Source organism: Streptococcus sp. V869, assembly GCF_054353515.1.
In genome coordinates this window covers 1-26,887 of the sequence record NZ_JBTHHW010000002.1, presented here as the reverse complement: position 1 = coordinate 26,887, position 26,887 = coordinate 1, and the positions used below count along the sequence as shown (strand labels likewise).

At 36.9% G+C, this 26,887-nt stretch carries 28 protein-coding genes, 1 tRNA gene, 1 pseudogene and 1 other annotated feature; all 30 genes and pseudogenes read left to right on the top strand.

All coding sequences use genetic code 11. The features are described 5' to 3' along the window. The first annotated feature begins 181 nt into the window (after window positions 1-181). Complete coding sequence (cpsA, locus tag ACXYSN_RS05605; RefSeq protein ID WP_458636428.1) at window positions 182-1,630, top strand: LCP family glycopolymer transferase CpsA; 1,449 nt, start codon at window positions 182-184, stop codon at window positions 1,628-1,630. A 1-nt stretch (window position 1,631) separates the two neighbouring features. Continuing rightward, window positions 1,632-2,363 carry a capsular polysaccharide biosynthesis protein Cps4B gene (cps4B, locus tag ACXYSN_RS05600; protein ID WP_006149729.1) on the top strand — a complete coding sequence of 244 codons (732 nt, stop codon included), beginning with the start codon at window positions 1,632-1,634 and terminating at the stop codon, window positions 2,361-2,363. 8 nt (window positions 2,364-2,371) lie between these two features. Next, window positions 2,372-3,064, top strand: a complete 693-nt coding sequence (locus ACXYSN_RS05595) for a CspC family polysaccharide chain length determinant protein (RefSeq protein ID WP_235083387.1) — start codon at window positions 2,372-2,374, stop codon at window positions 3,062-3,064. Between the two features lie 10 nt (window positions 3,065-3,074). Beyond that, the gene (locus ACXYSN_RS05590; RefSeq protein ID WP_006149710.1) at window positions 3,075-3,767 is read left to right on the top strand and encodes a tyrosine-protein kinase; all 693 of its coding nucleotides are present in this window, start codon (window positions 3,075-3,077) and stop codon (window positions 3,765-3,767) included. 17 nt (window positions 3,768-3,784) lie between these two features. Then, entirely contained in the window at window positions 3,785-5,155 is a 1,371-nt protein-coding gene (locus ACXYSN_RS05585) for a sugar transferase (protein ID WP_458636427.1), read from the top strand. A gap of 4 nt (window positions 5,156-5,159) precedes the next feature. Further along, window positions 5,160-5,945 (top strand): LicD family protein, encoded by a 786-nt coding sequence (locus ACXYSN_RS05580; RefSeq protein WP_458636426.1) that lies wholly within the window; start codon window positions 5,160-5,162, stop codon window positions 5,943-5,945. A gap of 19 nt (window positions 5,946-5,964) precedes the next feature. Beyond that, window positions 5,965-6,687 carry a WecB/TagA/CpsF family glycosyltransferase gene (locus ACXYSN_RS05575; RefSeq protein WP_314944821.1) on the top strand — a complete coding sequence of 241 codons (723 nt, stop codon included), beginning with the start codon at window positions 5,965-5,967 and terminating at the stop codon, window positions 6,685-6,687. Next, window positions 6,662-7,747: a glycosyltransferase family 4 protein gene (locus ACXYSN_RS05570; protein WP_458636425.1), complete on the top strand. Its 1,086-nt coding sequence runs from the start codon at window positions 6,662-6,664 to the stop codon at window positions 7,745-7,747. The genes ACXYSN_RS05575 and ACXYSN_RS05570 overlap by 26 nt, the downstream gene beginning before the upstream one ends. Continuing rightward, window positions 7,744-8,832: a non-hydrolyzing UDP-N-acetylglucosamine 2-epimerase gene (wecB, locus tag ACXYSN_RS05565; protein WP_458636424.1), complete on the top strand. Its 1,089-nt coding sequence runs from the start codon at window positions 7,744-7,746 to the stop codon at window positions 8,830-8,832. The genes ACXYSN_RS05570 and wecB overlap by 4 nt, the downstream gene beginning before the upstream one ends. 5 nt (window positions 8,833-8,837) lie before the next feature. Continuing rightward, entirely contained in the window at window positions 8,838-9,803 is a 966-nt protein-coding gene (locus tag ACXYSN_RS05560) for a glycosyltransferase family 2 protein (protein WP_458636423.1), read from the top strand. A gap of 6 nt (window positions 9,804-9,809) precedes the next feature. Further along, entirely contained in the window at window positions 9,810-11,225 is a 1,416-nt protein-coding gene (locus tag ACXYSN_RS05555) for a flippase (RefSeq protein ID WP_458636422.1), read from the top strand. Between the two features lie 513 nt (window positions 11,226-11,738). Further along, window positions 11,739-12,590, top strand: coding sequence for a hypothetical protein (locus ACXYSN_RS05550; RefSeq protein ID WP_458636421.1), 852 nt, complete (start codon window positions 11,739-11,741; stop codon window positions 12,588-12,590). Between the two features lie 128 nt (window positions 12,591-12,718). Then, complete coding sequence (gene glf / locus ACXYSN_RS05545; protein ID WP_458636420.1) at window positions 12,719-13,816, top strand: UDP-galactopyranose mutase; 1,098 nt, start codon at window positions 12,719-12,721, stop codon at window positions 13,814-13,816. A gap of 15 nt (window positions 13,817-13,831) precedes the next feature. Next, window positions 13,832-14,887, top strand: coding sequence for a galactofuranosyltransferase (locus ACXYSN_RS05540; RefSeq protein ID WP_458636419.1), 1,056 nt, complete (start codon window positions 13,832-13,834; stop codon window positions 14,885-14,887). Window positions 14,888-15,284: 397 nt separating this feature from the next. Beyond that, a pseudogene (gene ftsA, locus ACXYSN_RS05535) lies at window positions 15,285-16,476 on the top strand (cell division protein FtsA); the annotation flags it as partial. Continuing rightward, a complete protein-coding gene (locus ACXYSN_RS05530) occupies window positions 16,467-16,652 on the top strand; it encodes a cell division protein FtsA C-terminal domain-containing protein (RefSeq protein ID WP_458636613.1) in 186 nt (61 codons plus the stop codon). The pseudogene ftsA and the gene ACXYSN_RS05530, both read left to right, overlap by 10 nt. A gap of 16 nt (window positions 16,653-16,668) precedes the next feature. Next, window positions 16,669-17,919 (top strand): cell division protein FtsZ, encoded by a 1,251-nt coding sequence (ftsZ, locus tag ACXYSN_RS05525; RefSeq protein WP_458636418.1) that lies wholly within the window; start codon window positions 16,669-16,671, stop codon window positions 17,917-17,919. A 5-nt stretch (window positions 17,920-17,924) separates the two neighbouring features. Next, entirely contained in the window at window positions 17,925-18,596 is a 672-nt protein-coding gene (locus tag ACXYSN_RS05520; RefSeq protein WP_458636417.1) for a YggS family pyridoxal phosphate-dependent enzyme, read from the top strand. Window positions 18,597-18,605: 9 nt separating this feature from the next. Continuing rightward, entirely contained in the window at window positions 18,606-19,157 is a 552-nt protein-coding gene (locus ACXYSN_RS05515) for a cell division protein SepF (RefSeq protein ID WP_458636416.1), read from the top strand. Beyond that, entirely contained in the window at window positions 19,157-19,417 is a 261-nt protein-coding gene (locus ACXYSN_RS05510) for a YggT family protein (protein ID WP_458636415.1), read from the top strand. Before ACXYSN_RS05515 ends, ACXYSN_RS05510 begins: the two co-directional genes overlap by 1 nt. Beyond that, the gene (locus tag ACXYSN_RS05505; protein ID WP_458636414.1) at window positions 19,414-20,199 is read left to right on the top strand and encodes a YlmH family RNA-binding protein; all 786 of its coding nucleotides are present in this window, start codon (window positions 19,414-19,416) and stop codon (window positions 20,197-20,199) included. Before ACXYSN_RS05510 ends, ACXYSN_RS05505 begins: the two co-directional genes overlap by 4 nt. An 8-nt stretch (window positions 20,200-20,207) precedes the next feature. Further along, on the top strand, window positions 20,208-20,468 hold the full coding sequence (locus tag ACXYSN_RS05500) for a DivIVA domain-containing protein (protein WP_458636413.1): 261 nt from the start codon (window positions 20,208-20,210) through the stop codon (window positions 20,466-20,468). A gap of 16 nt (window positions 20,469-20,484) precedes the next feature. After that, window positions 20,485-21,312 (top strand): DivIVA domain-containing protein, encoded by an 828-nt coding sequence (locus ACXYSN_RS05495; protein WP_458636412.1) that lies wholly within the window; start codon window positions 20,485-20,487, stop codon window positions 21,310-21,312. Further along, window positions 21,309-21,520, top strand: a binding site (T-box leader). It overlaps the preceding gene by 4 nt. A 46-nt stretch (window positions 21,521-21,566) precedes the next feature. Further along, entirely contained in the window at window positions 21,567-24,359 is a 2,793-nt protein-coding gene (gene ileS, locus ACXYSN_RS05490) for an isoleucine--tRNA ligase (RefSeq protein ID WP_458636411.1), read from the top strand. Window positions 24,360-24,460: 101 nt separating this feature from the next. After that, the gene (locus ACXYSN_RS05485) at window positions 24,461-24,829 is read left to right on the top strand and encodes a hypothetical protein (RefSeq protein WP_006149702.1); all 369 of its coding nucleotides are present in this window, start codon (window positions 24,461-24,463) and stop codon (window positions 24,827-24,829) included. A 133-nt stretch (window positions 24,830-24,962) separates the two neighbouring features. Beyond that, window positions 24,963-25,655, top strand: coding sequence for a phosphoglycerate mutase (locus ACXYSN_RS05480; protein WP_006149717.1), 693 nt, complete (start codon window positions 24,963-24,965; stop codon window positions 25,653-25,655). A 122-nt stretch (window positions 25,656-25,777) separates the two neighbouring features. Further along, the gene (gene rpmG, locus ACXYSN_RS05475) at window positions 25,778-25,930 is read left to right on the top strand and encodes a 50S ribosomal protein L33 (protein WP_001809375.1); all 153 of its coding nucleotides are present in this window, start codon (window positions 25,778-25,780) and stop codon (window positions 25,928-25,930) included. Window positions 25,931-25,939: 9 nt separating this feature from the next. Further along, on the top strand, window positions 25,940-26,116 hold the full coding sequence (gene secE / locus ACXYSN_RS05470) for a preprotein translocase subunit SecE (RefSeq protein ID WP_004254104.1): 177 nt from the start codon (window positions 25,940-25,942) through the stop codon (window positions 26,114-26,116). A gap of 49 nt (window positions 26,117-26,165) precedes the next feature. Then, the gene (nusG, locus tag ACXYSN_RS05465; RefSeq protein WP_006149705.1) at window positions 26,166-26,702 is read left to right on the top strand and encodes a transcription termination/antitermination protein NusG; all 537 of its coding nucleotides are present in this window, start codon (window positions 26,166-26,168) and stop codon (window positions 26,700-26,702) included. A gap of 107 nt (window positions 26,703-26,809) precedes the next feature. After that, window positions 26,810-26,881 (top strand) — tRNA-Glu (locus tag ACXYSN_RS05460). Window positions 26,882-26,887 lie beyond the last annotated feature (6 nt).

Below are 26,887 nucleotides of genomic sequence, written 5' to 3'. Positions count from 1 at the left end.
CTTACAAAAGCTCTATTTTTATTTTGATTGTTTTTAAAAAACGCAAAAACTAACAAAAACAATAATAAAAATGCATAAGATAAATACATATTCAAAAGTAAGCGTTTCCTTAGTATAAGTAGTTAGCCTTGAGGTATAGTTTGTGATATAATTGAATTAAAATATATTGTAGAGGTGTTCCGTGAGTACCAGACGATTAAAAAAAAGTAAATCTAGTCAAATTCAGCAGAGCTTGAACGCAGGTTTGTTAGTTATCTATGTAGTTCTTGCTTGTTTTTTATTGTTTCTAATTTTTAGATATCAGATTTTAGCCATTCACTTTGTGAATATCATTCTCTCGGGAGTCCTCTTACTTGTAGGATTGTTGGCCTTGGTTTTGATTTTAAAGAAAAAAGCTAAAATATTTACATTGATTATGCTTATCTTAGCAGTGTTACTAAACTCTGTTGCGTTAGTAGCAGTACAACAGTTTGTTAGTCTTGCAAATCAATTTAATGCCACTTCTAATTATTCGAGTTATTCGATGAGTGTGGCGGTGCTAGCAGATAGTGAGATTAATAATATTTCAGAACTTTCAAGTGTAACTGCTCCAACGGGGACTGATGCTGAGAATATCCAAAGATTGATGGATGACATTAAGATAACTCAAAGTAAAGAGTTGACAGTAGAAGAGAGCTCTTCATACCTAGCAGCTTATAAGAGTTTGTTAGATGGTAAAACCAAAGCGATTGTCTTAAATAGCGTTTTTGAAAATCTGATTGAGCAGGAATATCCTGACCACGCTAAAAAGATTAAGAAAATCTATACCAAGGATTTGACCAAGAAGGTGGAAGCGCCTAAGGTAGCTACAGGAAACTCCTTCAATGTCTACATTAGTGGGATTGATACCTATGGTCCTATCAGTTCTGTTTCGCGTTCAGACGTTAATATCATCATGACAGTCAATCAAGATACTAAAAAGATTCTTTTGACGACAACTCCTCGAGATGCTTATGTTCCGATAGCAGATGGAGGGAATAATCAAAATGATAAGTTGACGCATGCAGGTATTTATGGTGTTGATGCTTCTATTCATACTTTGGAAAACCTTTATGATATTGACTTGAATTACTATGCTCGTCTTAATTTTACTTCGTTCTTGAAATTGATTGACCTTCTCGGAGGCGTCGATGTCTATAATGATCAAGAGTTTACTTCACTACACGGTAAATATCACTTCCCTGTAGGGAACGTTCATCTGGACTCTGAACAGGCTTTAGGATTTGTTCGTGAACGCTATTCATTGGCAAATGGTGATGGAGATCGTGGCCGCAACCAACAAAAAGTCATTACAGCTATTATTCAAAAATTGACTTCAACTGAAGCTTTGAAAAACTTTGATAGTATTATTCAAAGTTTACAAGATTCGGTTCAAACCAATATGCCGCCAGAAACAATGGTTAGTCTGGTCAATGCTCAATTGGCAAGCGGAGGAAAATATACCGTTACAAATCAAGATTTAAAAGGAACCGGACGTATGGATCTTCCGTCATATGCTATGCCAGATAGCAACCTTTACATGTTAGAAATTGATCCAACGAGTTTGGAGACAATCAAGACTGCAATAAAAGATACCATGGAAGGAAAATAAGATGATTGACATCCATTCACATATAGTTTTTGATGTCGATGATGGACCAAAAAGTATAGAAGATAGTCGAGCGTTGCTAAAAGAAGCTTATGCACAAGGTGCTCGGACTATCGTTTCAACTTCTCATCGACGAAAGGGAATGTTTGAGACACCAGAAGATAAAATTGCTACTAATTTTAAGATCGTTCAGGAACTAGCCAAGGAGATAGCTCCTGACTTAACAGTTTTATATGGTGCTGAGATATATTTTACTAGCGACATTCTAGATAAATTAGAAAATCATATTATCCCGAAACTAAATGACACACGCTATGCTTTAATTGAATTTAGTATGAATACACCTTATCGAGAGATTCATAGTGCCTTGTCAAAAGTTCTCATGTTAGGTGTAACACCTGTGATTGCTCATATTGAACGTTATCATGCTTTGGAAAATGATGAAAAAAGAGTGAGAGAGCTCATCAATATGGGATGCTATACGCAAATAAACAGTTCAAGTGTTCTAAAACCGAAACTATTTGGGGATACTTATAAGTTTATGAAGAAACGTGCTCGCTATTTTTTAGATAGAGATTTAGTTCATGTTGTTGCGAGTGATATGCATAATTTGGATGATAGACGACCTCATATGAGAGAAGCTTATGATTTGATAAGTAGAAAATATGGCAAAGAAAAAGCTCAGGAGCTTTTTGAAACAAATCCTTCAAAAATTATAAAAGATGAAATTATATAGGAGAAACTATGAAAGAACAAGATAAAATCGAAATTGATGTAGTGCAAATGCTAAAAGTTTTATGGAAACGCAAATTGATAATAGCGTTGGCAGCAATTGTCACAGGTGCGCTTGCTTTTGGATATAGTTCATTTGTAGTTAAACCTCAATTTACAAGTACCACACGTATCTATGTGGTCAATCGTAACCAAGGAGATAAACCTGGTCTGACTAATCAAGATTTGCAAGCTGGTTCTTACTTGGTAAAAGACTACCGTGAAATTATTCTTTCTCAAGATGTTTTAGAAAAAGTAGTAGCTGATCAAGGGTTGAGTTTTGATGCAAAATCCCTCGCTAAAAAAGTTCAAGTAACGGTTCCAGCAGACACCCGTATTGTGTCAATTTCAGTAAAAGATGGGAATCCTGAAGAAGCTAGTCGTATAGCGAACGCTCTTAGAGAAGTGGCTGCTCAAAAAATTATCTCTGTTACGAAAGTATCTGACGTAACTACTTTGGAAGAAGCTCGCCCTGCTCTATCACCATCTTCTCCAAACATTCGTCGCAATACAATCTTGGGCGTTGGTATAGGAGCAAGCATTGTCATTCTATTAGCTCTATTAGTCGAATTGTTAGATGACCGTGTAAAACGTCCAGAAGATATTGAAGAAGTTATGCATATTTCGCTTTTGGGAGTTATTCCAAATTTAGAGAAATTAAAGTAAGGGAGTAAAAATGGCAAAGTTAGAATTATCAGAAAAACGCCAAGCATTCGTAAAAAAAGCAGAAGAATATTATAATGCTTTGCGTACTAATATACAATTGAGTGGAGATAAGTTAAAGGTTATTGCTATTTCTTCGGTTAGACCTGGAGAAGGAAAATCAACGACTTCAACTAATATTGCATGGTCTTTTGCGCGTGCTGGTTATAAAACCCTCCTTGTTGATGCCGATATTCGAAATTCTGTTATGTCTGGTGTCTTCATGTCGCGAGAAAAAATCACTGGTTTAACAGATTACTTGTCTGGGACAAAGGACTTATCACAAGGGTTGTGTGAGACAAATGTGGAAAATCTATTTGTTATCCAATCTGGGGCTATTTCTCCGAATCCAACAGCACTTCTTCAAAGTGAGAAATTTGAAGTCATGATAGAAACACTACGCAAGTATTTTGATTATATTATTGTAGATACAGCTCCTATCGGAGTTGTAATTGATGCAGCGATTATTGCGCAAAAATGTGATGCTTCTATTTTAGTGACAGAGGCTTCTGCAACTAAACGTAGAGAAGTTCAAAAAGCTAAGACCCAATTAGAACAAACTGGGACACCATTCCTTGGTGTTATTCTAAATAAGTTCGATATTCATCTTGAAAAGTATGGCACATATGGTGGTTATGGGAGCTATGGTGCTTACGGTCAAAAATAAGTTTAGGGAGTAAATATATGGAAGGAAGGAGTTTCTATAACGTAACTCTAGCGTTTTTGCAGAGTATACTGGTTAGTGTATTAGCTTATATACTAATTTCTGTAACAGAAACAAAGATTGTTGCAAAAACTGTTTTTGTCCTTTATTTTCTTCACTTTGCTGCCTTCTACATCAGTAGTTATGGGAAGGATTTTTTCAAACGAAGTCAATTGGTCGAATTGATAGAGACAATAAAATACATTATCTTTTTTGCCTTGTTAATTAGTTTCTCTAGTTTCTTTTTAAAAGACCAATTTGTGATTTCGAGAAGAGGAATGATTTACTTCCTTTCATTATATGGGATTTTCAACTACATTCTCAGCTTTGTTATAAAAAAATATTGGGTACAATTTAACCATAATTTAAAAGGAAGTCGTAAAATTCTTTTGATAACTGCAGCAACACGTACTGAGAAAGTAATTGATCGTCTCTTGACTGCTAATGATGTTTTTGGAAAGCTTGTAGCAGTAAGTGTCTTAGATGATCCAAATTTTAAACATGATAAAGTTACGATTGTTCCACATGAACATCTCATTCATTATGCAACTCACGAAGTAGTGGATGAGGTTTTCGTGAATTTGCCAAGTGAGGATTATGACATTGGTAGCATTATTTCTCAATTTGAAACGATGGGTATTGATGTTACAGTTAATCTAAATGCTTTTGATAAAAATTTAGGTAGAAACAAACAAATTCATGAGATGGCTGGTTTGAATGTAGTGACGTTTTCAACAAAGATCTACAAACCAAGTCATGTGATTGGAAAACGAATTCTTGATATTTGTGGGGCAATTGTAGGGCTTGCTATTTTAGGACTTGTAAGTATCGTACTTGTTCCTATGATTCGAAAAGATGGTGGACCAGCGATTTTTTCTCAAACTCGCATCGGTAAAAATGGTCGTCATTTTACGTTTTATAAATTCCGATCTATGCGAGTGGATGCAGAAGAAATTAAGCAGCAATTGTTGGACCAAAATACTATGCAGGGTGGGATGTTTAAAATGGACAACGACCCTCGTGTTACAAAGATTGGACACTTTATTCGAAAGACAAGTTTGGATGAATTGCCCCAATTTTGGAATGTGTTGATTGGCGATATGAGCTTAGTAGGAACTCGACCTCCAACGGTTGATGAATACGAAAAATACACACCTGAACAAAAACGTCGATTGAGTTTTAAACCAGGTATTACTGGTCTGTGGCAAATTAGCGGTCGAAGTGGCATTACTAATTTTGATGATGTTGTCAAACTTGATGTAGCCTATATCGATGATTGGACTATTTGGAAAGATTTCGAAATTTTATTAAAAACAATAAAAGTAGTGTTGATGAGAGATGGAGCAAAGTGATTCTATGAATAAAGTGAGAGAGATTCAATTAGGAGAGTTAACCCTTTTAGAAAGTTATATCGATCTTTGTAAAAGGCATGATTTGCGATATTATGCCTTGGGTGGAACTTTACTCGGCGCTATTCGTCATAAGGGTTTTATCCCATGGGATGATGATATGGATTTAGGAATGCCCAGAAAAGATTACGAAAAATTCTTGTCAATCTGTGAGAAAGAGCTTCCTGAAAGTGTTATATTAAGACTTCACGATGATAATCTAGGTAATACTTCGATTATGGATACTTCAATCCAAATTCAATTTGGCAATGAATGGTGTAGTCCTTTTATTGATATCTTTCCCTTAGATGGTTACCCAGAAGATGGAATCCATTACTGGGTGCATACAAATAAAATAAAGTTCTATCGTGCCTTGTCTAAAATTTCTGTTATTGATCGTTTGCATGAGCGAGATAGAGGTTCGTTCGAAAATGCGATTGTGAAAGTTTCAAGAGCCTTAAAATTAAATAAACTCTTAAACACTTCAAAAATTAACAAAAAATTACAAAGTATCATTAAACAATATGATTACGAGACTAGTAACATGGTCGGAAATGTCTTGGGTTCCTACCGCGAACGAGAACTCGCAAGAAAAGAAGTATTCGGGGAACCGCAATTACTAGAGTTTGAAAACTTAAAAATTAGTTGTCATGCAAATCCTGATGAATATTTGACAAAAATATACGGTGATTACATGCAACTGCCAAAAGAAGCTGAGCGTAAGGGTCATTTTGAGTCTACGTGGGGAGATTAAATTGAATAGTTTTAATTTAATGGGGGTCAGAATTGACCCCTTAACAATGGACGAAACTGTCCAAGCTGTTGAAAAATTTGTTCTTGATCAACGTCCACTCCACTTAATGGGAGTGAATGCAGACAAAATTAATCAATGTCAAACAGATGAATCTATTAAAAAGATTGTTAACGATTCTGAAATCATTAATGCAGATGGGGCTTCAGTTGTTCTTGCTTCCCGTTTTTTGGGTTATCAAGTTCCTGAGAGAGTCGCTGGAATTGATTTGATGCAAAAGTTGCTTCATTTAGCTAATGAAAAGTCTTATTCAGTTTATTTTTTTGGTGCCAAAGAAGAAGTTTTAGTAGACATGCTAGAAATTTTTAAGAAAGATTATCCAAATTTACGAGTTCTTGGACATCGTAATGGTTATTTTTCTGAAGAAGATGAATACGGCATTCAAGAAGACATTCGGGAGAAAAATCCTGATTTTGTTTTTGTTGGGATTACTTCTCCCAAGAAAGAATACATCATTCAAAAATTTATGGATCAAGGTGTTAATTCAGTTTTTATGGGAGTTGGAGGTAGCTTTGACGTTTTATCTGGCCATATTAAACGAGCTCCTTTATGGATGCAAAATGCGCATCTTGAGTGGCTGTTCCGAGTGGCAAATGAACCTAGACGTCTCTTTAAACGTTATTTTGTAGGAAATGCTACTTTTATTAAGCGAGTTTTAGATGAAAAACGAAAATCGAAAAAATAATATTTTACATATTTCGCGTACCATGGATATAGGTGGTGCAGAGCGTATTGTTTACCAGTTGAGCTCAGATTTGAAAGATGAGTTTAGCAGTGTTCATATCGCATCTACTGGTGGACTTTGGGAGAGTGAGCTTGCTACTCAAGGGATTCAACATCATAAAATTTTAGATATCGATAGTAAAAATCCACTGACAGTATTAAAGCTTCTATTTACTATTCGTCAGATTATCAAAAATAATGAGATTACTATAGTTCATACTCATCATCGTATGGCTGCTTTTTATATCCGTTTATTAAAACTGTTTAATTCAAAATTAATACACGTTTATACTGCCCACAATGTCTTCAAAGATAAATTACCCCTATATAGATTTGCTTTAAAAAATGCAAAAAGTATAGCTGTGGGAGAAGCTGTAAATAAAAACTTAAAAGAGGACGTAGGCATTACGGATAGTAGGGTTATTTATAATGGAGTCGTCTTCAAAGAAACGGATGACCAAGTCGATGAGATTATCAGTTATAGTGGGATTAAATTTGGCTGTATTGCTAGGTTATCTGAACAAAAAGGCTTGACTTATCTTATTGATGCTATGTCTTTACTTACGGTAAAGGATATTCGATTGTTTATCGTTGGTGATGGTGAGCTTAGAGATGAACTTGAGAATAAGGTTAAAGAGCTTCATCTTCAAGATTCGGTAACTTTTTTAGGATATCGTAAGGATATTGTGGAATGTATCAATAGTTTTGATTTTTGTGTTTTACCTTCAGTATTTGAAGGATTTGGCTTAGTTGCCATTGAGGCATTTATGAATAGTAAAACCTTAGTTGCAACGGATATACCGGGATTAAACGAAGTTGTAACAAATAAAAATGGGATTCTAGTTCCGGCAAAAGACCCTGCTGCTCTGGCATCTGCTATTGATAAATTAGCTATGGATGCAACATTAAGAAATAGTCTAGCTTTCCAAGCCAAAAAAACCTATGACGAAAAATTTAGTTATCCTATGTTTTTAGAAAATTATCGAGCGTTGTATAGAGAGATACAGGGAGAACCAAAATGAAAAAAGTAATGTTGGTTTTTGGGACACGTCCAGAAGCAATAAAAATGTGTCCATTAGTAAATGAGTTGAAGAAAAATGATTCAATCAAGACCATTGTCTGTGTAACTGGACAACATAAGGAAATGCTGGAGCAAGTTTTGGATGTCTTTAAGGTCGTTCCTGATTATGATTTGGGGATTATGAAGGCCAATCAAACTCTCTTTACAATTACGACTAGTATTCTAGACAAAATTCAAGCGGTGCTTGAACAAGAAAAACCAGATATTGTACTTGTTCATGGAGACACGACAACAACTTTCGCAACGGCCTTGGCAGCCTTTTACATGGGAATAAAAGTTGGACACGTGGAAGCAGGTTTAAGAACCTACAATCTTCAAAGTCCATTCCCCGAGGAGTTCAACCGCCAAACCACTTCCATTATTGCAGATTATAATTTTGCCCCGACAGAAGTTGCAAAGGAAAATCTGCTAAAAGAAGGAAGAGAGAATATTTTTGTAACAGGTAATACCGTTATTGATGCTTTGAAGACAACTGTTCAGGATAATTACGACCACCCAATTTTAGAGTGGGCTAAGGACAGTAAGTTAATTATGCTGACAGCTCACAGACGTGAGAATCTTGGGCAACCAATGGAACATATGTTTAATGCTGTTAAGCGAATTCTAAACGAATTTGAAGATGTAAAGGTTGTTTATCCAATTCATAAAAATCCTAAGGTTCGTGAGTTAGCAAGTAAAGTATTTGGCGATAATGAACGTATGAAAATTATTGAACCTTTAGAAGTCATCGATTTCCATAATTTTATGAACCAAAGCTACATGATTTTAACAGATTCTGGTGGAGTGCAAGAAGAAGCTCCATCCTTAGGGAAACCAGTTTTAGTCATGCGTGATACCACAGAACGTCCTGAAGGGATTGCGGCAGGAACTTTGAAATTGGTAGGAACAGAAGAAGAAAATATTTATACGAATTTTAAACTACTTTTGAAAGATGAAGCAGAATACAACAAGATGAGCAAGGCGAGCAATCCATATGGTGATGGGAAGGCTTGTGAGCGAATCGTTGATATCATTTTGGAAGGATAGGGATAATGGAAAAGGTTTCTATTGTTGTACCTGTGTATAATGTCGAAACTTACTTAAACTATTGCGTCAATAGCCTCAGACAGCAGACGTACACAAATATTGAGATTATATTGGTAGACGATGGTTCGACAGATGCTTCTGGAGAAATCTGTGATCGACATGCTCAAGAAGATGAGCGTGTACGAGTACTCCATATTGAAAATGGAGGAATATCCAATGCTCGAAATACAGGAGTTAAAGAAGCCTCAACTGATTGGATTATCTTTGTTGATTCAGATGATTATTACGATAAAAGAACTGTAGAATATTTAGTAGGACTTAGAGATAAATACGGAGTTGAACTAATAGCAACTCCAGTAATTGAAGTTCGAGATTATGAATCTAAAGATTTCTCTGGCTCTTTAACGGAGAAATCTTCTGAAAAATTAGATCGCTATACAGCCTTAAAAGAGATGTTCTATGGAAATCGTGTAGGGACTCATTCGGGTGGGAAACTTTATAAGAAGACGATTCTGTCACGTTTCCCTTATCCTAAAGGAATGCTTTACGAAGACTTAGCAATAGCTTACGAGCATATTGCTTCTTGTAAACACATTGCGGTAGGAGACATTAATCTATATAAATATTATCGAAGACCTGGTAGTATAGTTAATTCAAAGTATAGTGATAAATTAATGGACTTTTACGAGGCGATGGAATGGAATAGAAGTTATATCGAACGAGACTATCCTAATGATAAGGAAATGAGAAGAGCTTTAAATGTCCGCTACGTCTTTAATGGTCTACATGTTGTCCATGCTATGCTTAGTTCAGATATGTATGCTGAAGTTAATAAAATTAGAAAAGAATACATTCAATATTTCACAGATGTTATTCTGAATTCAAATGTTACAAGGAAAAATAAAGTGAAATACTTGATGCTTTTGGTTTCTCCAAAACTGTATGAAAAAATTAGAGAGAAGATGGGTTAGGTAAGAATGAAGGTTTTAAAAAATTATGCATATAATCTTTCTTACCAGCTACTAGTGATAATTCTTCCTATTATAACAACACCTTATGTAACTAGGGTATTTAGTTCAACTGATTTAGGTACTTATGGTTATTTCAATTCAATTGTAACCTACTTTATTTTATTGGCGACATTGGGCGTGGCCAATTATGGTACAAAAGAAATTTCAGGCCATCGTAAAGATATCCGAAATAACTTTTGGGGCATATACACCTTACAGTTTGGTGCGACCATTCTTTCGATATGCTTATATATTCTCTTATGTCTGTCCTTGTCATTTATGCAAAATCCCGTTGCGTATATTTTGGGTTTGAGTCTGGTATCTAAAGGGATGGATATCTCCTGGTTATTTCAAGGGTTAGAGGATTTTCGCAAGATAACAGTTAGAAATATTACTGTTAAACTGGTCGGTGTCATTTCAATTTTCTTATTTGTAAAATCAGCAAATGATTTATATCTTTATGTGTTTTTGCTAACAATATTTGAATTATTGGGGCAGTTTAGTATGTGGTTGCCAGCTAGAGAATTTATCGGGAAACCACATTTTGATTGGTCCTATGCTAAACAACACTTGAAACCAGTTGTTCTCTTGTTTTTGCCGCAAATAGCTATTTCGCTATATGTTACTTTGGATCGTACTATGCTAGGGGCATTAGCCTCAACTAAAGATGTCGGAATTTATGACCAAGCCTTAAAATTGGTCAATATTTTGCTTACACTAGTGACTTCGTTAGGAAGCGTAATGCTTCCTCGTGTTGCCAATCTCCTATCAACTGGAGATCACAAGGCTGTAAACAAAATGCATCAGATGTCTTTCTTAATATACAATTTAGTCATTTTTCCTATAATAGCAGGAATGTTAATTGTTAATGATGATTTCGTGCAATTTTTCTTAGGACAGGATTTCCAAGATGCTAAATATGCGATAGTAATTATGATTTTTAGAATGTTCTTTATTGGCTGGACAAATATTATGGGTATTCAAATTTTGATTCCACATAATAAAAATAAAGAATTTATGATTTCGACAACTATTCCAGCTATTGTGAGTGTCGGATTAAATTTAATATTACTACCTAAATTAGGTTATATCGGAGCAGCGATTGTTTCTGTATTAACAGAAGCCTTGGTATGGGCAATTCAACTGTATTTTACAAGAAATTATTTAAAAGAAGTGCCTATTCTTGCTTCGACTTTTAAAATTATAGGAGCATCAGCTCTCATGTACGGTGGCCTATTCGTAGTGAAAACTACAGTGAATTTTACGCCTGTTATAAATGTTATGGTATTTGCTGCAATAGGAGCGATACTTTACATTTCTCAAATACTATTCTTAAAAGTAATTAATCCAAGAGAGTTAAAACAGCAGTTATCGAATAAGTGAAATTATATGGAATAAATAAGAAATTTCAGTAGCTTATAGTCTTGTTGTAAAAAACTCTTGTTTAGATTAAATTCGCTTTGGTTGATTAAATAGTTAGGAAAGGGAGGATAGAAGAGTATAAGTGAACTAGAAGATTAAAGAAATATTATTTTTTCTCATTCAATTCCATATTTCTTTTTCTTAGAATTCACCCTGTATGATTCTTTTTCAAAAAATATGATTAAAATTAAATTTGAAAACCTACTAGTCAGCATTGTTGTATCTGTAGTGGTATTTTTTAATACCATATCAACTACGATGCTGGATAGGACTTTTTTTCAAGTCAAAGTAAATTTCCTATTTTTGGTTGTATTGCTTTTAGGGCTTCGTTTTTTGTATAAAATGCGTGTCTCATACAAATATCTAATACTTTCTATTCTATTGTTGCTTTCGGGGGTTTTAGTGTATGTTCAAACGAATAGGCTTAATTTTCTAGTCTATTCGATGCTGCTAGTCCTCTTGGTTAATGTAGATATGAAAGTAGTTTTGAGGAACTATGTAGTTGTAGCTGGTATTCTCGTAGTTGGAGTTTTTCTTTTATCACTTGTTGGCATGGTTCCTAATCTACAATATAATCGTGCGGGTGTTATTCGAAATTCGTTTGGATTTATTTATCCTACGGACTTTGCATCACATTGTTTTTATCTATTTTTAGCAATTTCCTATCTTTTAAAAGATAAATTTATATGGATCAGATCTCTGTTTGGAGTCTTGCTATCAGCTTTTATTATAAAATACTGCGATGCACGTTTAAATGCTTTGTCAATCTTGTTAGCGACAGTTATTTTCATTTATTTTTATTATAGTAATGGGAAAAAACTAAAGATTTTTGCCTTGCTACCATATTCAGCTGTTGTATTCGCATCAGTTGTTACCTATTTTTCATACAAGTTTTCATGGTCTAATCCATTTTTGGTATCGATAAATAAATTAATTACCGGAAGGCTAGCTCTAGGTAGGAATGCAATTGATACGTTTGGAGTTCGTCTATTTGGGACAAGAAACGTTCAATTTATAGGTTCGGGTGGTAAAACAGAATCTGTAATAGGGTATAACTATGTTGATTCCTCATATGTGCAGATGTTGTTTACATATGGAATAGTGCCTGTAGTCCTACTGATAATCATTTATGTTGTCGCCTCGAGGAAACAGTATAAGGATGGTCAATATTTATTAGTTGCGATTTTATCATTGATTGCTTTTAACTGTATGATTGAAGCATTTTGGTTTGTTCCAACATATAATATATTCATGTTTTTACTATTTACAACAAATACTTTTAGTAAAAAAGAATCGAACAATATTACTGAATTAAATGCGACCTAGTTCTAGTATTAGAATTTAGGCAGCTCTAATAGATGATAAGAGTCCTTTCTAAGAAAGAAAAAATAACGTTTGCTGGCCCACAGTCAGCATTAATAATCAATTGTAGAGTTCATTAACGGAGTTTTAATATGTATGACTATTTAATTGTCGGTGCAGGTTTGTCTGGCGCAATCTTTGCACACGAAGCTACAAAACGTGGTAAAAAAGTAAAAGTGATTGACAAGCGCGATCACATTGGTGGAAATATCTACTGTGAAAATGTTGAAGGTATCAACGTACACAAGTACGGTGCCCACATTTTCCATACCTCAAACAAAAAAGTTTGGGACTATGTCAACCAGTTCGCTGAATTTAACAACTATATCAACTCACCAGTGGCTAATTACAAGGGGAGCCTTTACAATCTTCCATTTAACATGAATACCTTCTATGCTATGTGGGGAACTAAGACCCCTCAAGAAGTTAAGGATAAGATTGCTGAGCAAACAGCTGATATGAAAAATGTTGAGCCTAAGAACATGGAAGAACAAGCTATCAAGTTGATTGGTCCGGATATCTATGAAAAATTGATCAAGGGCTATACAGAAAAGCAATGGGGACGTTCTGCAACAGACCTTCCTCCATTTATCATCAAACGTCTTCCAGTTCGTTTGACCTTTGATAACAACTACTTTAATGACCGTTACCAAGGGATTCCAATCGGTGGTTATAACGTCATCATTGAAAACATGCTGGGCAATGTAGAAGTTGAACTTGGAGTTGATTTCTTTGCCAATCGTGCAGAGCTGGAAGCTTCAGCTGATAAAGTTGTCTTTACAGGAATGATTGACCAGTACTTTGATTACAAACATGGGGAATTGGAATATCGTAGCCTTCGTTTTGAACATGAAATCTTGGATGAGGAAAACCATCAAGGAAATGCCGTAGTCAACTACACAGAGCGTGAAATTCCTTATACACGGATCATTGAGCATAAGCATTTCGAGTATGGTACCCAACCTAAGACAGTTATCACACGTGAATACCCAGCTGACTGGAAACGTGGAGATGAACCATATTACCCAATCAACGATGAAAAGAACAACGCTATGTTTGCTAAGTACCAGGAAGAAGCTGCTAAAAATGACAAGGTTATCTTCTGTGGACGTTTGGCAGACTATAAATACTACGACATGCACGTGGTCATTGAGCGTGCTCTAGAAGTCGTAGCAAATGAATTTGATTGAAAGAAATAGTGATTCATGAAGTATTTTCTAAAAGAAGAGTTTTTAAAAGATTCTGGTGCTCGAAACGCCGGGAACAAGGCTAGAAATGATGTCGAAGAGATCGTCAAACGAGAAGGCTATCAACCCTTGTTGTTAATAGTTGAGGATTGGTACCAAATGGGAACCGTTAAAGCCCAACGACACAAGGCAAAAGCTTTGTCAAAAGCTTTTGCGCAATTGAAATTCGGGGATCAATTATTGATTCAATTCCCCATGCTCCATCATAGTTTTTTCACCACTCGCTTGGTAAGAATAATCCAGCGAAGAGGGGTACAAGTCTATTTTATTATCCATGATTTGGAAGCTTTGCGCTATGCCAATCTAGATACAGTACCTTTGAAGCATAAGATTCGAGTCCATCTTCAAGAATCGAGTCTATTGAAGGTGGCTGATGGAGTGATTGCTCATAATCCAATTATGAAATCAGTATTGGTGGAGAAGGGGCTCCCAGAGCACAAACTAGTTAGTTTAGAAATTTTTGACTACCTCATTCCGAATTACCAAGAGAAAGATGGTCTATCAAAGGATCAACCAATCATTGTAGCAGGGAATTTAGCCCAAGAAAAAGCAGGTTACCTGTATCAATTGCCTGCTAGACCGGCCTACAATCTCTATGGTGTCGGCTTTGATGAGAAAAGAGCCCTTGCCAACGAGACCTATTTTGGCTCCTTCCTGCCTGATGAGCTTCCTGCAGCCCTAGAAGGTGGTTTTGGACTTGTTTGGGATGGTGACAGTGTTCAGACGTGTAGTGGTGTTTTTGGGGAGTATCTTCGCTATAACAACTCTCATAAGGCTTCCCTTTACTTGGCATCAGGCTTCCCACTTGTTGTTTGGAAACAGTCAGCCTTGTCTCGCTTTGTTCTTGAGAATGGATGTGGGATTGCAGTAGAGTCGCTTCATGACTTGAAGGCAACAATTGATTATCTTTCAGATGAGGATTACCAAGACTTGGTTGAAAAAACTAAATATATTGGTAAAAAAATACGGGATGGCTTTTTCCTCACTAATGCTTTAAATAAATTATCGAAATAAATTATCGAAATAAGAGGTCAGTAACGACCTCTTTTTTTATTAAAAAATCGAATATAATAGACATTTTTTTTACAAAGAACTTAAACATCAATTCCTATTACAAAAATGAATGATTCATGAATGAATTTGGATAAAATTTCTATGGGGAAACAGTTGATTTTCAGAATAATTTTCAGTATTTTTAATAGTTTTACACTATTTTTTGACAAAAAATATAAAATTTAGGACTTGTAATGGAATATTAAAATAAATTTAATGAAAAACCTTCGATAAAATCATAAAAAAATGGCCACGAATCGGATTTTTGTGATATAATATTCTGTGAATAGCTATGCCTTCTTGTAGCTGTTAAAAAAATCAAAGTGTGAAACTTGGAAGATAGAGAGGACGCAATGTAATGACTAGAAATGGTTTCTTTACAGGCTTAGATATTGGAACGAGCTCAATTAAAGTGTTAGTTGCTGAGCTTGTAGATGGTGAAGTAAATGTAATCGGTGTTAGCAACGCCAAAAGTAAAGGTGTCAAGGATGGAATTATCGTTGACATCGAAGCCGCTGCGACGGCTATCAAATCTGCTATTTCTCAAGCAGAAGAAAAAGCAGGGATTTCAATCAAGTCTGTAAACGTTGGACTTCCAGCGAACTTGTTGCAGGTTGAACCAACTCAAGGAATGATTCCTGTAACATCAGATACAAAAGAAATTACAGATCAAGACGTTGAAAATGTTGTTAAATCTGCTTTGACAAAGAGCATGACACCTGATCGTGAAGTGATTACGTTTGTACCAGAAGAATTTGTGGTTGACGGTTTCCAAGGTATTCGTGACCCACGTGGTATGATGGGTGTTCGTTTGGAAATGCGTGGGCTACTCTACACAGGTCCAAGAACAATTCTTCACAACCTTCGTAAAACTGTAGAACGTGTTGGAGTTCAAGTCGATAACGTGATTATTTCACCGCTTGCAATTGTAAACTCTGTTCTTAACGAAGGGGAACGTGAGTTTGGAGCGACTGTTATCGATATGGGTGGTGGTCAAACAAGTGTTGCTACTATCCGTAACCAAGAGCTACAATACACAAATGTTTATCAAGAAGGTGGCGATTACGTCACTAAAGACATTTCAAAAGTTCTTAAAACTTCTAAAAAGATTGCAGAAGGTTTGAAGCTTAACTACGGTGAAGCTTATCCACAACTTGCAAGCAAAGAAACTTTCCAAGTTGAAGTTATCGGTGAAGTAGAACCTGTTGAGGTCACTGAGGAGTACTTGTCTCAAATTATTTCAGCTCGATTGAAACACATCTTTGAACAAATCAAACAAGATTTGGAAAGAAGACATTTGTTGGACTTGCCAGGTGGTATTGCTCTGATTGGTGGAAATGCTATTCTACCAGGTATCGTTGAGCTTGCCCAAGAAGTACTTGGAGTTCGTGTGAAACTATACGTACCAAACCAAGTAGGTATCCGCAATCCAGCATTTGCCCATGTGATTAGTCTGTCTGAATTTGCTGGAAGTCTTACAGAAGTGAATGTTTTGGCTCAAAGAGCTATCAGAGGAGATCAAGTTCTACGTCAACAACCAATTGACTTCAGAACTTCAAGTCAGGAAAAACCTGCAACTTCTCAACGTCCAGTGTTTGGTACAACTTCAACTGAATCAGCAGAACCAACTTATACAGTTGACTCAGCAACTTCAAATCAATCAGAAGAAAAACCAAAATTGACTGAACGATTCCGTAGCTTAATCGGAAGCATGTTTGATGAATAGGATAGAGGAATAAAATATGACATTTTCATTTGATACAGCAGCAGCACAAGGTGCAGTAATTAAAGTAATTGGTGTCGGTGGCGGCGGAGGAAACGCCATTAACCGCATGGTTGACGAAGGCGTTTCAGGTGTTGAGTTCATCGCAGCCAATACAGATGTACAAGCTTTGAGCAGTACAAAAGCTGAAACAGTTATCCAGCTTGGCCCTAAATTAACTCGTGGACTTGGTGCTGGAGGACAACCTGAAGTTGGTCGCAAGGCTGCTGAAGAAAGCGAAGAAGTAATCACTGAAGCAATCAGTGGTGCAGATATGGTCTTCATTACTGCTGGTATGGGTGGTGGTTCTGGTACAGGTGCTGCACCAGTTATCGCTCGTATCGCTAAAAGTTTAGGCGCTTTGACTGTTGGTGTGGTAACACGTCCATTCGGTTTTGAAGGAAGTAAACGTGGTCAATTCGCAGTTGAAGGTATTAACGAACTTCGCGAACATGTTGATACTCTTTTGATTATCTCAAACAACAATTTGTTAGAAATCGTTGATAAGAAAACTCCGCTTCTTGAAGCTTTGTCTGAAGCAGATAACGTTCTTCGCCAAGGTGTTCAAGGGATTACAGATTTGATTACAAATCCTGGTTTGATCAACTTGGACTTTGCAGACGTGAAGACAGTAATGGCAAACAAAGGAAATGCCCTCATGGGTATCGGTATCGGTAGCGGAGAAGAGCGTGTTATTGAAGCGGCTCGTAAAGCTATCTACTCACCACTCCTTGAAACAACAATCGATGGAGCAGAAGATGTTATCGTGAACGTAACTGGTGGTTTGGATATGACCTTGATTGAAGCTGAAGAAGCTTCAGAAATAGTTAACCAAGCTGCTGGACACGGTGTAAACATCTGGCTCGGTACTTCTATTGATGAATCAATGAAAGATGAAATCCGTGTAACTGTTGTTGCTACTGGCGTTCGTCAAGATGCAGTTGAAAAAGTGGTAGCACCACAACCAAGACAAGCATCATTCCGTGAACCAGCAAGAACTGGACACACCCACACTTACGACCGTCATTTTGATTTAGCTGAAACAGCTGAACTTCCAACTCCTTCTCAACGTCATTCTGAAGCACCTAAGGTATCAGCTTTCGGTGATTGGGACTTGAGACGTGATTCAATCGTTCGTCAAGGTGAATCAGTCGTATCACCAGTTGAGCGTTTCGAAGCACCATCTTCTGATGATGAGTTAGAAACACCACCATTCTTTAAAAACCGTTAATAGAGATGGATTTAAAAGAAAACACAAATCAGGTATTTCAACAGGTTACCAAAGCAATTCAAGAAGCCGGCCGTGAAGACGGTTCGGTTTCTGTAATTGCAGTAACAAAATATGTTGATATTGCAATCGCAGCTAATTTGATCGGCCAAGGAGTTCAACACATCGGTGAAAACCGTGTCGACAAATTTCTTGAAAAGTATCATGCTTTAAGTGATAAGGATGTTACTTGGCACTTGATTGGTAGCTTGCAAAGAAGAAAAGTGAAAGATATTATTCCTTATGTTGATTATTTTCACGCTTTAGATTCTTTGAAATTAGCTCAAGAGATTCAAAAACGTGCCAATCGTAAGGTTAAATGTTTTTTGCAGGTCAATATTTCTGGAGAAGAAAGCAAGCATGGTTTTTCGAAAGAAGAACTTTTGGCGGTCTTGCCAGACTTGTCAAGCTTGGATCAAATAGAGTATGTTGGTCTTATGACTATGGCTCCATTTGAAGCTGAAACAGAAGAGTTGCATAAAATCTTTAAAGAAACGCAAGAGTTGCAACAATATATTCGTGAACAACAACTCCCCAATATGCCAATGACAGAATTAAGTATGGGAATGAGTCGTGACTATAAAGAAGCGATTCAGTGTGGCTCGACTTATGTTCGAATTGGTACAGCATTTTTTAAATAGGAAATAATCATGTCATTAAAAGATAAATTTGATAAATTTATAGATTACTTTACAGAAGATGGAGATGAAGTTGCTTCAGATGTTGTAGCTGCACGTTCTGAACGTCCACTAGCTTCAGTTCCTCCAAAGAGAGAATTACCTCAGCAAGCTTCTGCTGCTCAAGAACCTTTACCAGTTGAGACAAAAGAGAAGAATATTACAAAACTTCATGCTCGTCAACAGCAATTAGCAATTGAGAGTCATCGCAGCACTGAAAAAGTAACCATCGATGTTCGTTATCCACGTCGTTACGAAGATGCAACAGATATTGTTGATTTGTTGGCTGGTAACGAGAGTATTTTGATTGACTTCCAATATATGACAGAAGTTCAAGCGCGTCGTTGCTTGGATTACTTGGATGGGGCACGTCATGTTCTTGCTGGTGAGTTAAGAAAAGTTGCACATACAATGTACCTTTTGACACCTGTAGGTGTTGTGGTAAATATTGAAGATATTCGTTTACCGGAAGAAACTCAAAGTGAAGAGTACGACTTTGACATGAAGAGAAATAGAGTACGTTAATGTTTCTAATAATTCGTTTTATCCAAAATGCTACAGATATCTATTCAATGATACTTGTAGCTTTTGCGCTATTATCATGGTTTCCAAATGCCTATAATACTCAGTTGGGGAAATTTTTGGAAACTTTGTGTAAGCCAATTCTTGAACCATTGAAACGTCTGCCTCTTCAAATTGCAGGTTTGGATTTTTCTGTCTGGATTGCTCTAATTCTCATCCGTATGATTAGTCGCTATCTTATCAATTTGCTGGTTATGTTATGAGCAAAGAACTTTACCAACATTTTGCAACAGAAGATATTCCATTCATTGACAAGGGGCTAGAGTGGTTAAGACAGGTAGAAGAGCATTACGCACCGATTTTATCTCCTTTTATCAATCCTCACCAAGTATTTATCTTGGAGACATTGGGAAACAATAGAGGGGTAAAAACCTTTTCTAGTACTCGTTATGTCCATTCAGAGTATGCTAGAGTGATTCTGGCGCCAGATTATTTTACGCCAAGATTGGAAGATTTCGAAATGGCCTTGCTTGAGATTGAGTATCCCAGCAAGTTTCAACAACTAACCCATTCAAAAATTCTGGGAACGGTTCTCAATCGTCTGGGTATTGACCGTAAGTTGTTCGGTGATATCATAGTGACTGAAGAGAAGGCTCAGATTATTGTGGATCAGAGATTTATTACCTTGTTCCAGGATGGGATTCAAAAAATTTCCAAGTTACCTGTAAGATTAGAGGAACATCCTTTTTCAGATATAATAGAATCAAAAAACGAATATCAAGAAAAGGAAATCCTAGTTTCAAGTTTTCGTCTAGATGCCTTTTTATCTAGTATATTGAAATTATCTCGTTCACAAACTTTAGCTCTAGTTGAAAAGAAGTTGGTTCAAGTCAATTATCATATAGTTGAAAAATCTGACTATCAAGTAAAAGTTGGGGATTTAATAAGTGTCAGACGGTTTGGCCGAATCATCTTGCTTAAAGAAAACGGTCAAACGAAGAAAGATAAGAAAAAATTAACAGTTCATCTACTATTAAGTCAGTGAGAAAAAATATGTCGATTACACCACAAGATATTGTTGATAAAGCTTTCTCAACAAAATTCCGAGGCTACGATAAGGAAGAAGTTGACGAATTTTTAGATAAAATTTATATTGATTACGAGGAATTAACCCGTTACAAGGATGAGACGGAACCTTATATTAAACGATTAGAAGAACGTCTGTCCTATTATACGAATGATATTCCTAAGAGAACAGTAACAAACGATCAAGAGCAAGAACCAGAAGCAATGAATGATTCTATTTTTTATTAAGTAAGTGAGGAAAAATATGCCAATTACATCGTTAGAAATTAAGGACAAAACCTTTGGTGTTCAGTTTAGAGGTTTTAATCGTGAAGAAGTTGATGAATTTTTAGATATTGTTGTTCGTGACTATGAAGATTTGGTTCGTAGCAATCATGAAAAAGATCAACATATTAAAAATTTAGAAGATCGTCTATCATATTTTGATGAAATCAAAGATTCATTGAGCCAGTCAGTTTTAATCGCTCAAGATACAGCTGAGCGTGTAAAACAAGCAGCCAACGATCGTTCTCACAACATTATTCAACAAGCTGAACAAGATGCACAACGTTTACTTGATGAAGCTAAGTACAAAGCAAATGAAATCTTGCGACAAGCAACTGATAATGCTAAGAAAGTTGCTGTGGAAACTGAAGAGTTGAAGAATAAGAGTCGTGTCTTCCACCAACGCTTGAAATCAACTATCGAAAGCCAATTGGCCATTGTTGATTCATCTGAGTGGGAAGAGATTTTACGTCCAACTGCAACTTATCTTCAAACGAGTGACGAAGCATTCAAGGAAGTTGTTGAAGAAGTATTAGGTGAAGCAACATCTTCATTTCATGAAGAAGACCCAATTGACATGACTCGTCAATTCTCTCCTGAAGAAGTTGCAGAATTTCAAGCACGTATTGAAGCAGCTAATAAGGAATTATTAGAAGCTCAACAAGCTACTGCAAGTCAAGATGTTGAAGAGACAACTGAACCTGAAGTTGAAGTTCAGCCAGTTGTTGAAACTCCTGTTGAATCTGCTAATGATGAAGAACCTCAAGATGATGCTAATACTCAACAAGAGTCAGTTCTAATTTTATAAGATTTTAGTAGAGAACAAGGATTTATCAAATATATTTCTAGCGAGTAGGAGATGGTGGAAGTCCTACAATCCCTGTTGGTAAATTTATCCTCTCTTAGTATCAAGTCTGAAATGAGTAAGACTTGACGTTACCCACGTTACGGGAAAAGAGGGAAAAAGGCAAGGTCTTTTTCCGAACAAAGGTGGTACCACGATTTTCGTCCTTTTTGCGAGTCGTGGTTTTTATTTTTTCAATTTACATTAAAGGAGTAATAATGAAACTAAAAGAAACCCTTAATCTTGGAAAAACAGAATTTCCAATGCGTGCCGGTCTTCCAACCAAAGAGCCAGTTTGGCAAAAAGAATGGGAAGATGCAAAATTGTATCAACGCCGTCAAGAGTTAAATGAAGGGAAACCTCATTTCACTCTTCATGATGGACCTCCATACGCTAACGGAAACATCCACGTAGGACATGCCATGAACAAGATTTCAAAAGATATCATTGTTCGCTCTAAGTCTATGTCAGGATTCTACGCACCATATATTCCAGGTTGGGATACACACGGTTTACCAATCGAGCAAGTTTTGGCTAAACAAGGTGTCAAACGTAAAAAAATGGACTTGGTTGAATACTTGAAACTTTGCCGTGAATACGCTCTTTCTCAAGTAGATAAACAACGTGAAGACTTTAAACGCTTAGGTGTTTCAGGTGATTGGGATCATCCATATGTAACCTTGACTCCTGACTATGAAGCAGCTCAAATCCGTGTCTTTGGTGAAATGGCTAATAAAGGCTATATCTACCGTGGGGCTAAGCCAGTTTACTGGTCATGGTCTTCTGAATCAGCCCTAGCTGAAGCGGAAATTGAATACCATGACTTGGTTTCTACATCACTCTACTATGCCAACAAGGTTAAAGATGGTAAGGGTGTTCTAGATGCAGATACCTACATTGTTGTTTGGACAACAACTCCATTTACAATCACGGCTTCTCGTGGCTTGACGGTCGGTGCAGAGTTTGATTATGTCGTAGTGAAACCTGCTGGATCTGACCGCAAGTATGTCGTAGCATCTGAGCTCTTGCCAAGCCTTTCTGAAAAATTCGGTTGGGAAAATGCTGAAGTCCTTGCGACTTACCAAGGAAAAGAATTGAACCATATCGTGACAGAACACCCATGGGATACGGAAGTGGATGAATTGGTGATCCTTGGTGAGCATGTAACCCTTGATTCAGGTACTGGTATCGTCCATACCGCTCCTGGTTTTGGTGAGGATGACTACAATGTAGGGATTGCCAATGGCCTCGAAGTTGCTGTGACTGTTAACGAACGCGGAATCATGATGGAAAATGCTGGCCCTGACTTTGCAGGTCAGTTCTATGACAAGGTTGTTCCAACAGTTACCGAAAAACTTGGTGATTTGCTCCTTGCTCAAGAAGAAATCTCTCACTCCTACCCATTTGACTGGCGTACGAAAAAACCAATCATCTGGCGTGCAGTTCCACAATGGTTTGCCTCAGTATCGAAATTCCGTCAAGATATCTTGGACGAAATTGAAAAAGTGAAATTCCACTCAGAATGGGGGAAAGTGCGTCTTTACAACATGATTCGTGACCGTGGTGACTGGGTCATCTCTCGTCAACGTGCCTGGGGTGTGCCTCTTCCAATCTTTTATGCAGAAGACGGAACCCCGATCATGACAGCTGAAACAATCGAGCATGTGGCGCAACTTTTTGAAGAACACGGCTCCATCGTTTGGTGGGAACGTGATGCCAGAGACCTCTTGCCAGAAGGGTTCACCCATCCAGGTTCACCAAATGGAGAGTTCAAAAAAGAAACAGACATCATGGACGTTTGGTTTGACTCAGGTTCATCATGGAACGGTGTTGTGGTTAACCGTCCGGAACTTAAATATCCAGCCGATCTTTACTTAGAAGGTTCTGACCAATACCGTGGTTGGTTCAACTCATCACTCATCACCTCTGTTGCGAACCATGGTGTCGCACCATACAAACAAATCTTGTCTCAAGGTTTTGCCTTAGATGGTAAAGGTGAGAAGATGTCTAAATCACTTGGAAATACCATTGCTCCAAGTGACGTTGAAAAACAATTTGGTGCGGAAATCTTGCGTCTCTGGGTAACAAGTGTAGACTCAAGCAATGATGTGCGTATCTCTATGGATATCTTGAGCCAAGTCTCTGAGACTTACCGTAAGATCCGTAACACTCTTCGTTTCTTGATTGCTAATACATCTGACTTTAACCCAGCTGAGGATGCAGTTGCTTATGACGAACTTCGTTCCGTAGACAAGTACATGACGATTCGCTTTAACCAACTTGTTAAGACTATTCGTGATGCTTATGCTAATTTTGAATTCTTGACCATTTACAAAGCGCTAGTAAACTTTATCAATGTTGACTTGTCAGCCTTCTACCTTGATTTCGCCAAAGACGTTGTTTACATCGAAGGTACAAAATCACTTGAACGCCGTCAAATGCAAACAGTCTTTTATGATATTTTGGTGAAAATCACTAAACTCTTGACACCAATCCTTCCTCACACTGCCGAAGAAATCTGGTCTTACCTTGAGTTTGAAGCAGAAGACTTCGTTCAATTGTCAGAATTGCCAGAAGCAGAAACGTTTGCCAACCAAGAAGAAATCTTGGATACCTGGTCAGCATTCATGGATTTCCGTGGTCAAGCTCAAAAAGCCTTGGAAGAAGCACGTAATGAAAAAGTAATCGGTAAATCTCTTGAAGCTCACTTGACAGTTTATCCAAATGAAGTTGTGAAAACCCTTCTTGGAGCTGTTGATAGCAATGTTGCTCAACTTTTGATTGTGTCAGAATTGACCATCGCAGAAGGAGAAGCTCCTGAAGGTGCTGTCAACTTTGAAGATGTGGCCTTTACAGTAGAACGTGCAGCTGGTGAAGTTTGTGACCGTTGCCGTCGCATCGATCCAACAACGGCTGAACGCCACTATCACGCAACCATCTGTGATCACTGTGCAAGCATCGTCGAAGAGAACTTTGCAGACGCAGTAGCAGAGGGCTTTGAAGCAAAATAATTTAACAAAAATACAGGAGTTACTCCTGTATTTTTTTAAAAATTAAAAACTTTAATAAAAATATGGTATAATATACTTTATTAAAATAAAAGGAGACATTTATGAAGACAAAAACACTTGCACAAGTAGATGGATTCATTGGTATCATTGCAGGAGCTGTTTTAGCTTTCTTACCATTTTTTATTATTTTTCTTGCAGCTATTTCTGAGGATGAAGATGTTGCGGGGCTTGTATTGGGAATTATTTTCATCGTTTTCTCTTTGGTAAAAATTGCAACCCTCATTCTTGGAATCCTAACGCTTGTCTACTATAAGGATGACAAACGTATTTCACTAGCACCGTCAATTCTATTTATTGTTGGTTCTGTTGTTGCACTGATCCCATTCTTTGGATGGATTGGAGGAATTGTCCTCGTAATTGGTGGAGCTTTGTATCTAGCAAGCTTGAAACAATTTAAAATTGAAGGATAAATGATTATCTAAGAGAAGAGTTGAAGCGCTCTTCTCTTTTTCGTTGATTTTAACTAGCTTTTTTGTGAAAAATTTTGTAAAATAGAATAGATAAACGAGGGGAACCTCGAAAAATAAAAGGAGAATCCAACTAATGGTAAAATTGGTTTTCGCTCGCCACGGTGAGTCTGAATGGAACAAAGCTAACCTTTTCACAGGTTGGGCTGACGTAGATCTTTCTGAAAAAGGTACTCAACAAGCTATCGACGCTGGTAAATTGATCAAAGAAGCTGGTATCGAATTTGACCAAGCATACACTTCAGTATTGAAACGTGCGATCAAAACAACTAACTTGGCTCTTGAAGCATCTGACCAACTTTGGGTTCCAGTTGAAAAATCATGGCGCTTGAACGAACGTCACTATGGTGGTTTGACTGGTAAAAACAAAGCAGAAGCTGCTGAACAATTTGGTGATGAACAAGTTCACATCTGGCGTCGTTCATACGATGTATTGCCTCCAGCAATGCCTCGCGATGATAAGTACTCAGCTCACACTGACCGTCGTTATGCTTCACTTGATGACTCAGTAATTCCAGATGCTGAAAACTTGAAAGTTACTTTGGAACGTGCCCTTCCATTCTGGGAAGATAAAATCGCTCCAGCTCTTAAAGACGGTAAAAACGTATTCGTAGGAGCACACGGTAACTCAATCCGTGCTCTTGTAAAACACATCAAACAATTGTCAGACGACGAAATCATGGATGTGGAAATTCCTAACTTCCCACCATTGGTATTCGAATTTGACGAAAAATTGAACGTTGTGAAAGAATACTATCTTGGAAAATAATGTAAAATAGAGTCTAGGATTAATCCTAGGCTTTTTTATTTTTGAAAATAGGAAAAACTGATAATATAATTTAACTTGTCAAAGACAGGGATTCTTGTTATAATAGTTAGGATGGAGGCGCTATGGCACTTAAAAAAGCAAGTCTAGCCTGTGCGGTTTGTGGTTCGAGAAACTACTCAATTAAAATTAGTGGGAATCCAAAACCAACTCGCTTAGAAGTAAATAAATTTTGTAAACATTGTGGTAAATACACAACACATAGAGAAACGAGATAGGAGATAAAAATGGGTTTTATTAAGGATATCTTTACTCTTCTTAAAGATACAACTTGGCCAACTCGAAAACAAAGTTGGGTAGATTTTAAATCTATCATGGAATACACTGCCTTCTTTGTAGTTATTATTTATATTTTTGACCAATTAATCGTTAGCGGATTAATTCGATTCATTAATATTTTTTAAAATAGAACAAATTCACTGAAAGAAGTTTACTGTTAAGAAAGGAAAAAAGATGGATAGTTTTGACAAAGGATGGTTTGTCCTACAAACATATTCTGGTTATGAAAATAAAGTAAAAGAAAATCTCTTGCAACGTGCACAGACATACAATATGTTGGATAACATCTTGCGTGTTGAAATCCCAACTCAAACTGTACAAGTTGAAAAAAATGGGAAGAAAAAAGAAGTTGAAGAAAATCGTTTCCCAGGTTATGTTCTTGTAGAGATGGTTATGACAGATGAAGCTTGGTTTGTAGTGCGTAACACACCAAACGTTACTGGATTTGTTGGGTCACACGGTAACAGATCTAAACCAACTCCACTATTGGAACAAGAAATCAGAGATATCTTGGTATCAATGGGACAAACTGTACAAGAATTCAATATCAATGTTGAAGTAGGTCAAACTGTCCGTATTATCGATGGTGCCTTTGCTGATTACACAGGAAAAATTACTGAAATTGATAATAACAAAGTGAAGATGATTATTTCAATGTTTGGTAATGATACAGTAGCAGAAGTAAACTTGAATCAAATTGCTGAATTGTGATTGCCGACATTCTATTTGTAGCTATTGACTCTAGTCAACTAATTTTTTATAAAACCAGTTGACAAGCGTCAAAAAGTAGGTATAATAGAAAGAGTTGACAAGCTCAGGGTCCGTTGGTCAAGGGGTTAAGACACCGCCTTTTCACGGCGGTAACACGGGTTCGAATCCCGTACGGACTATGGGTG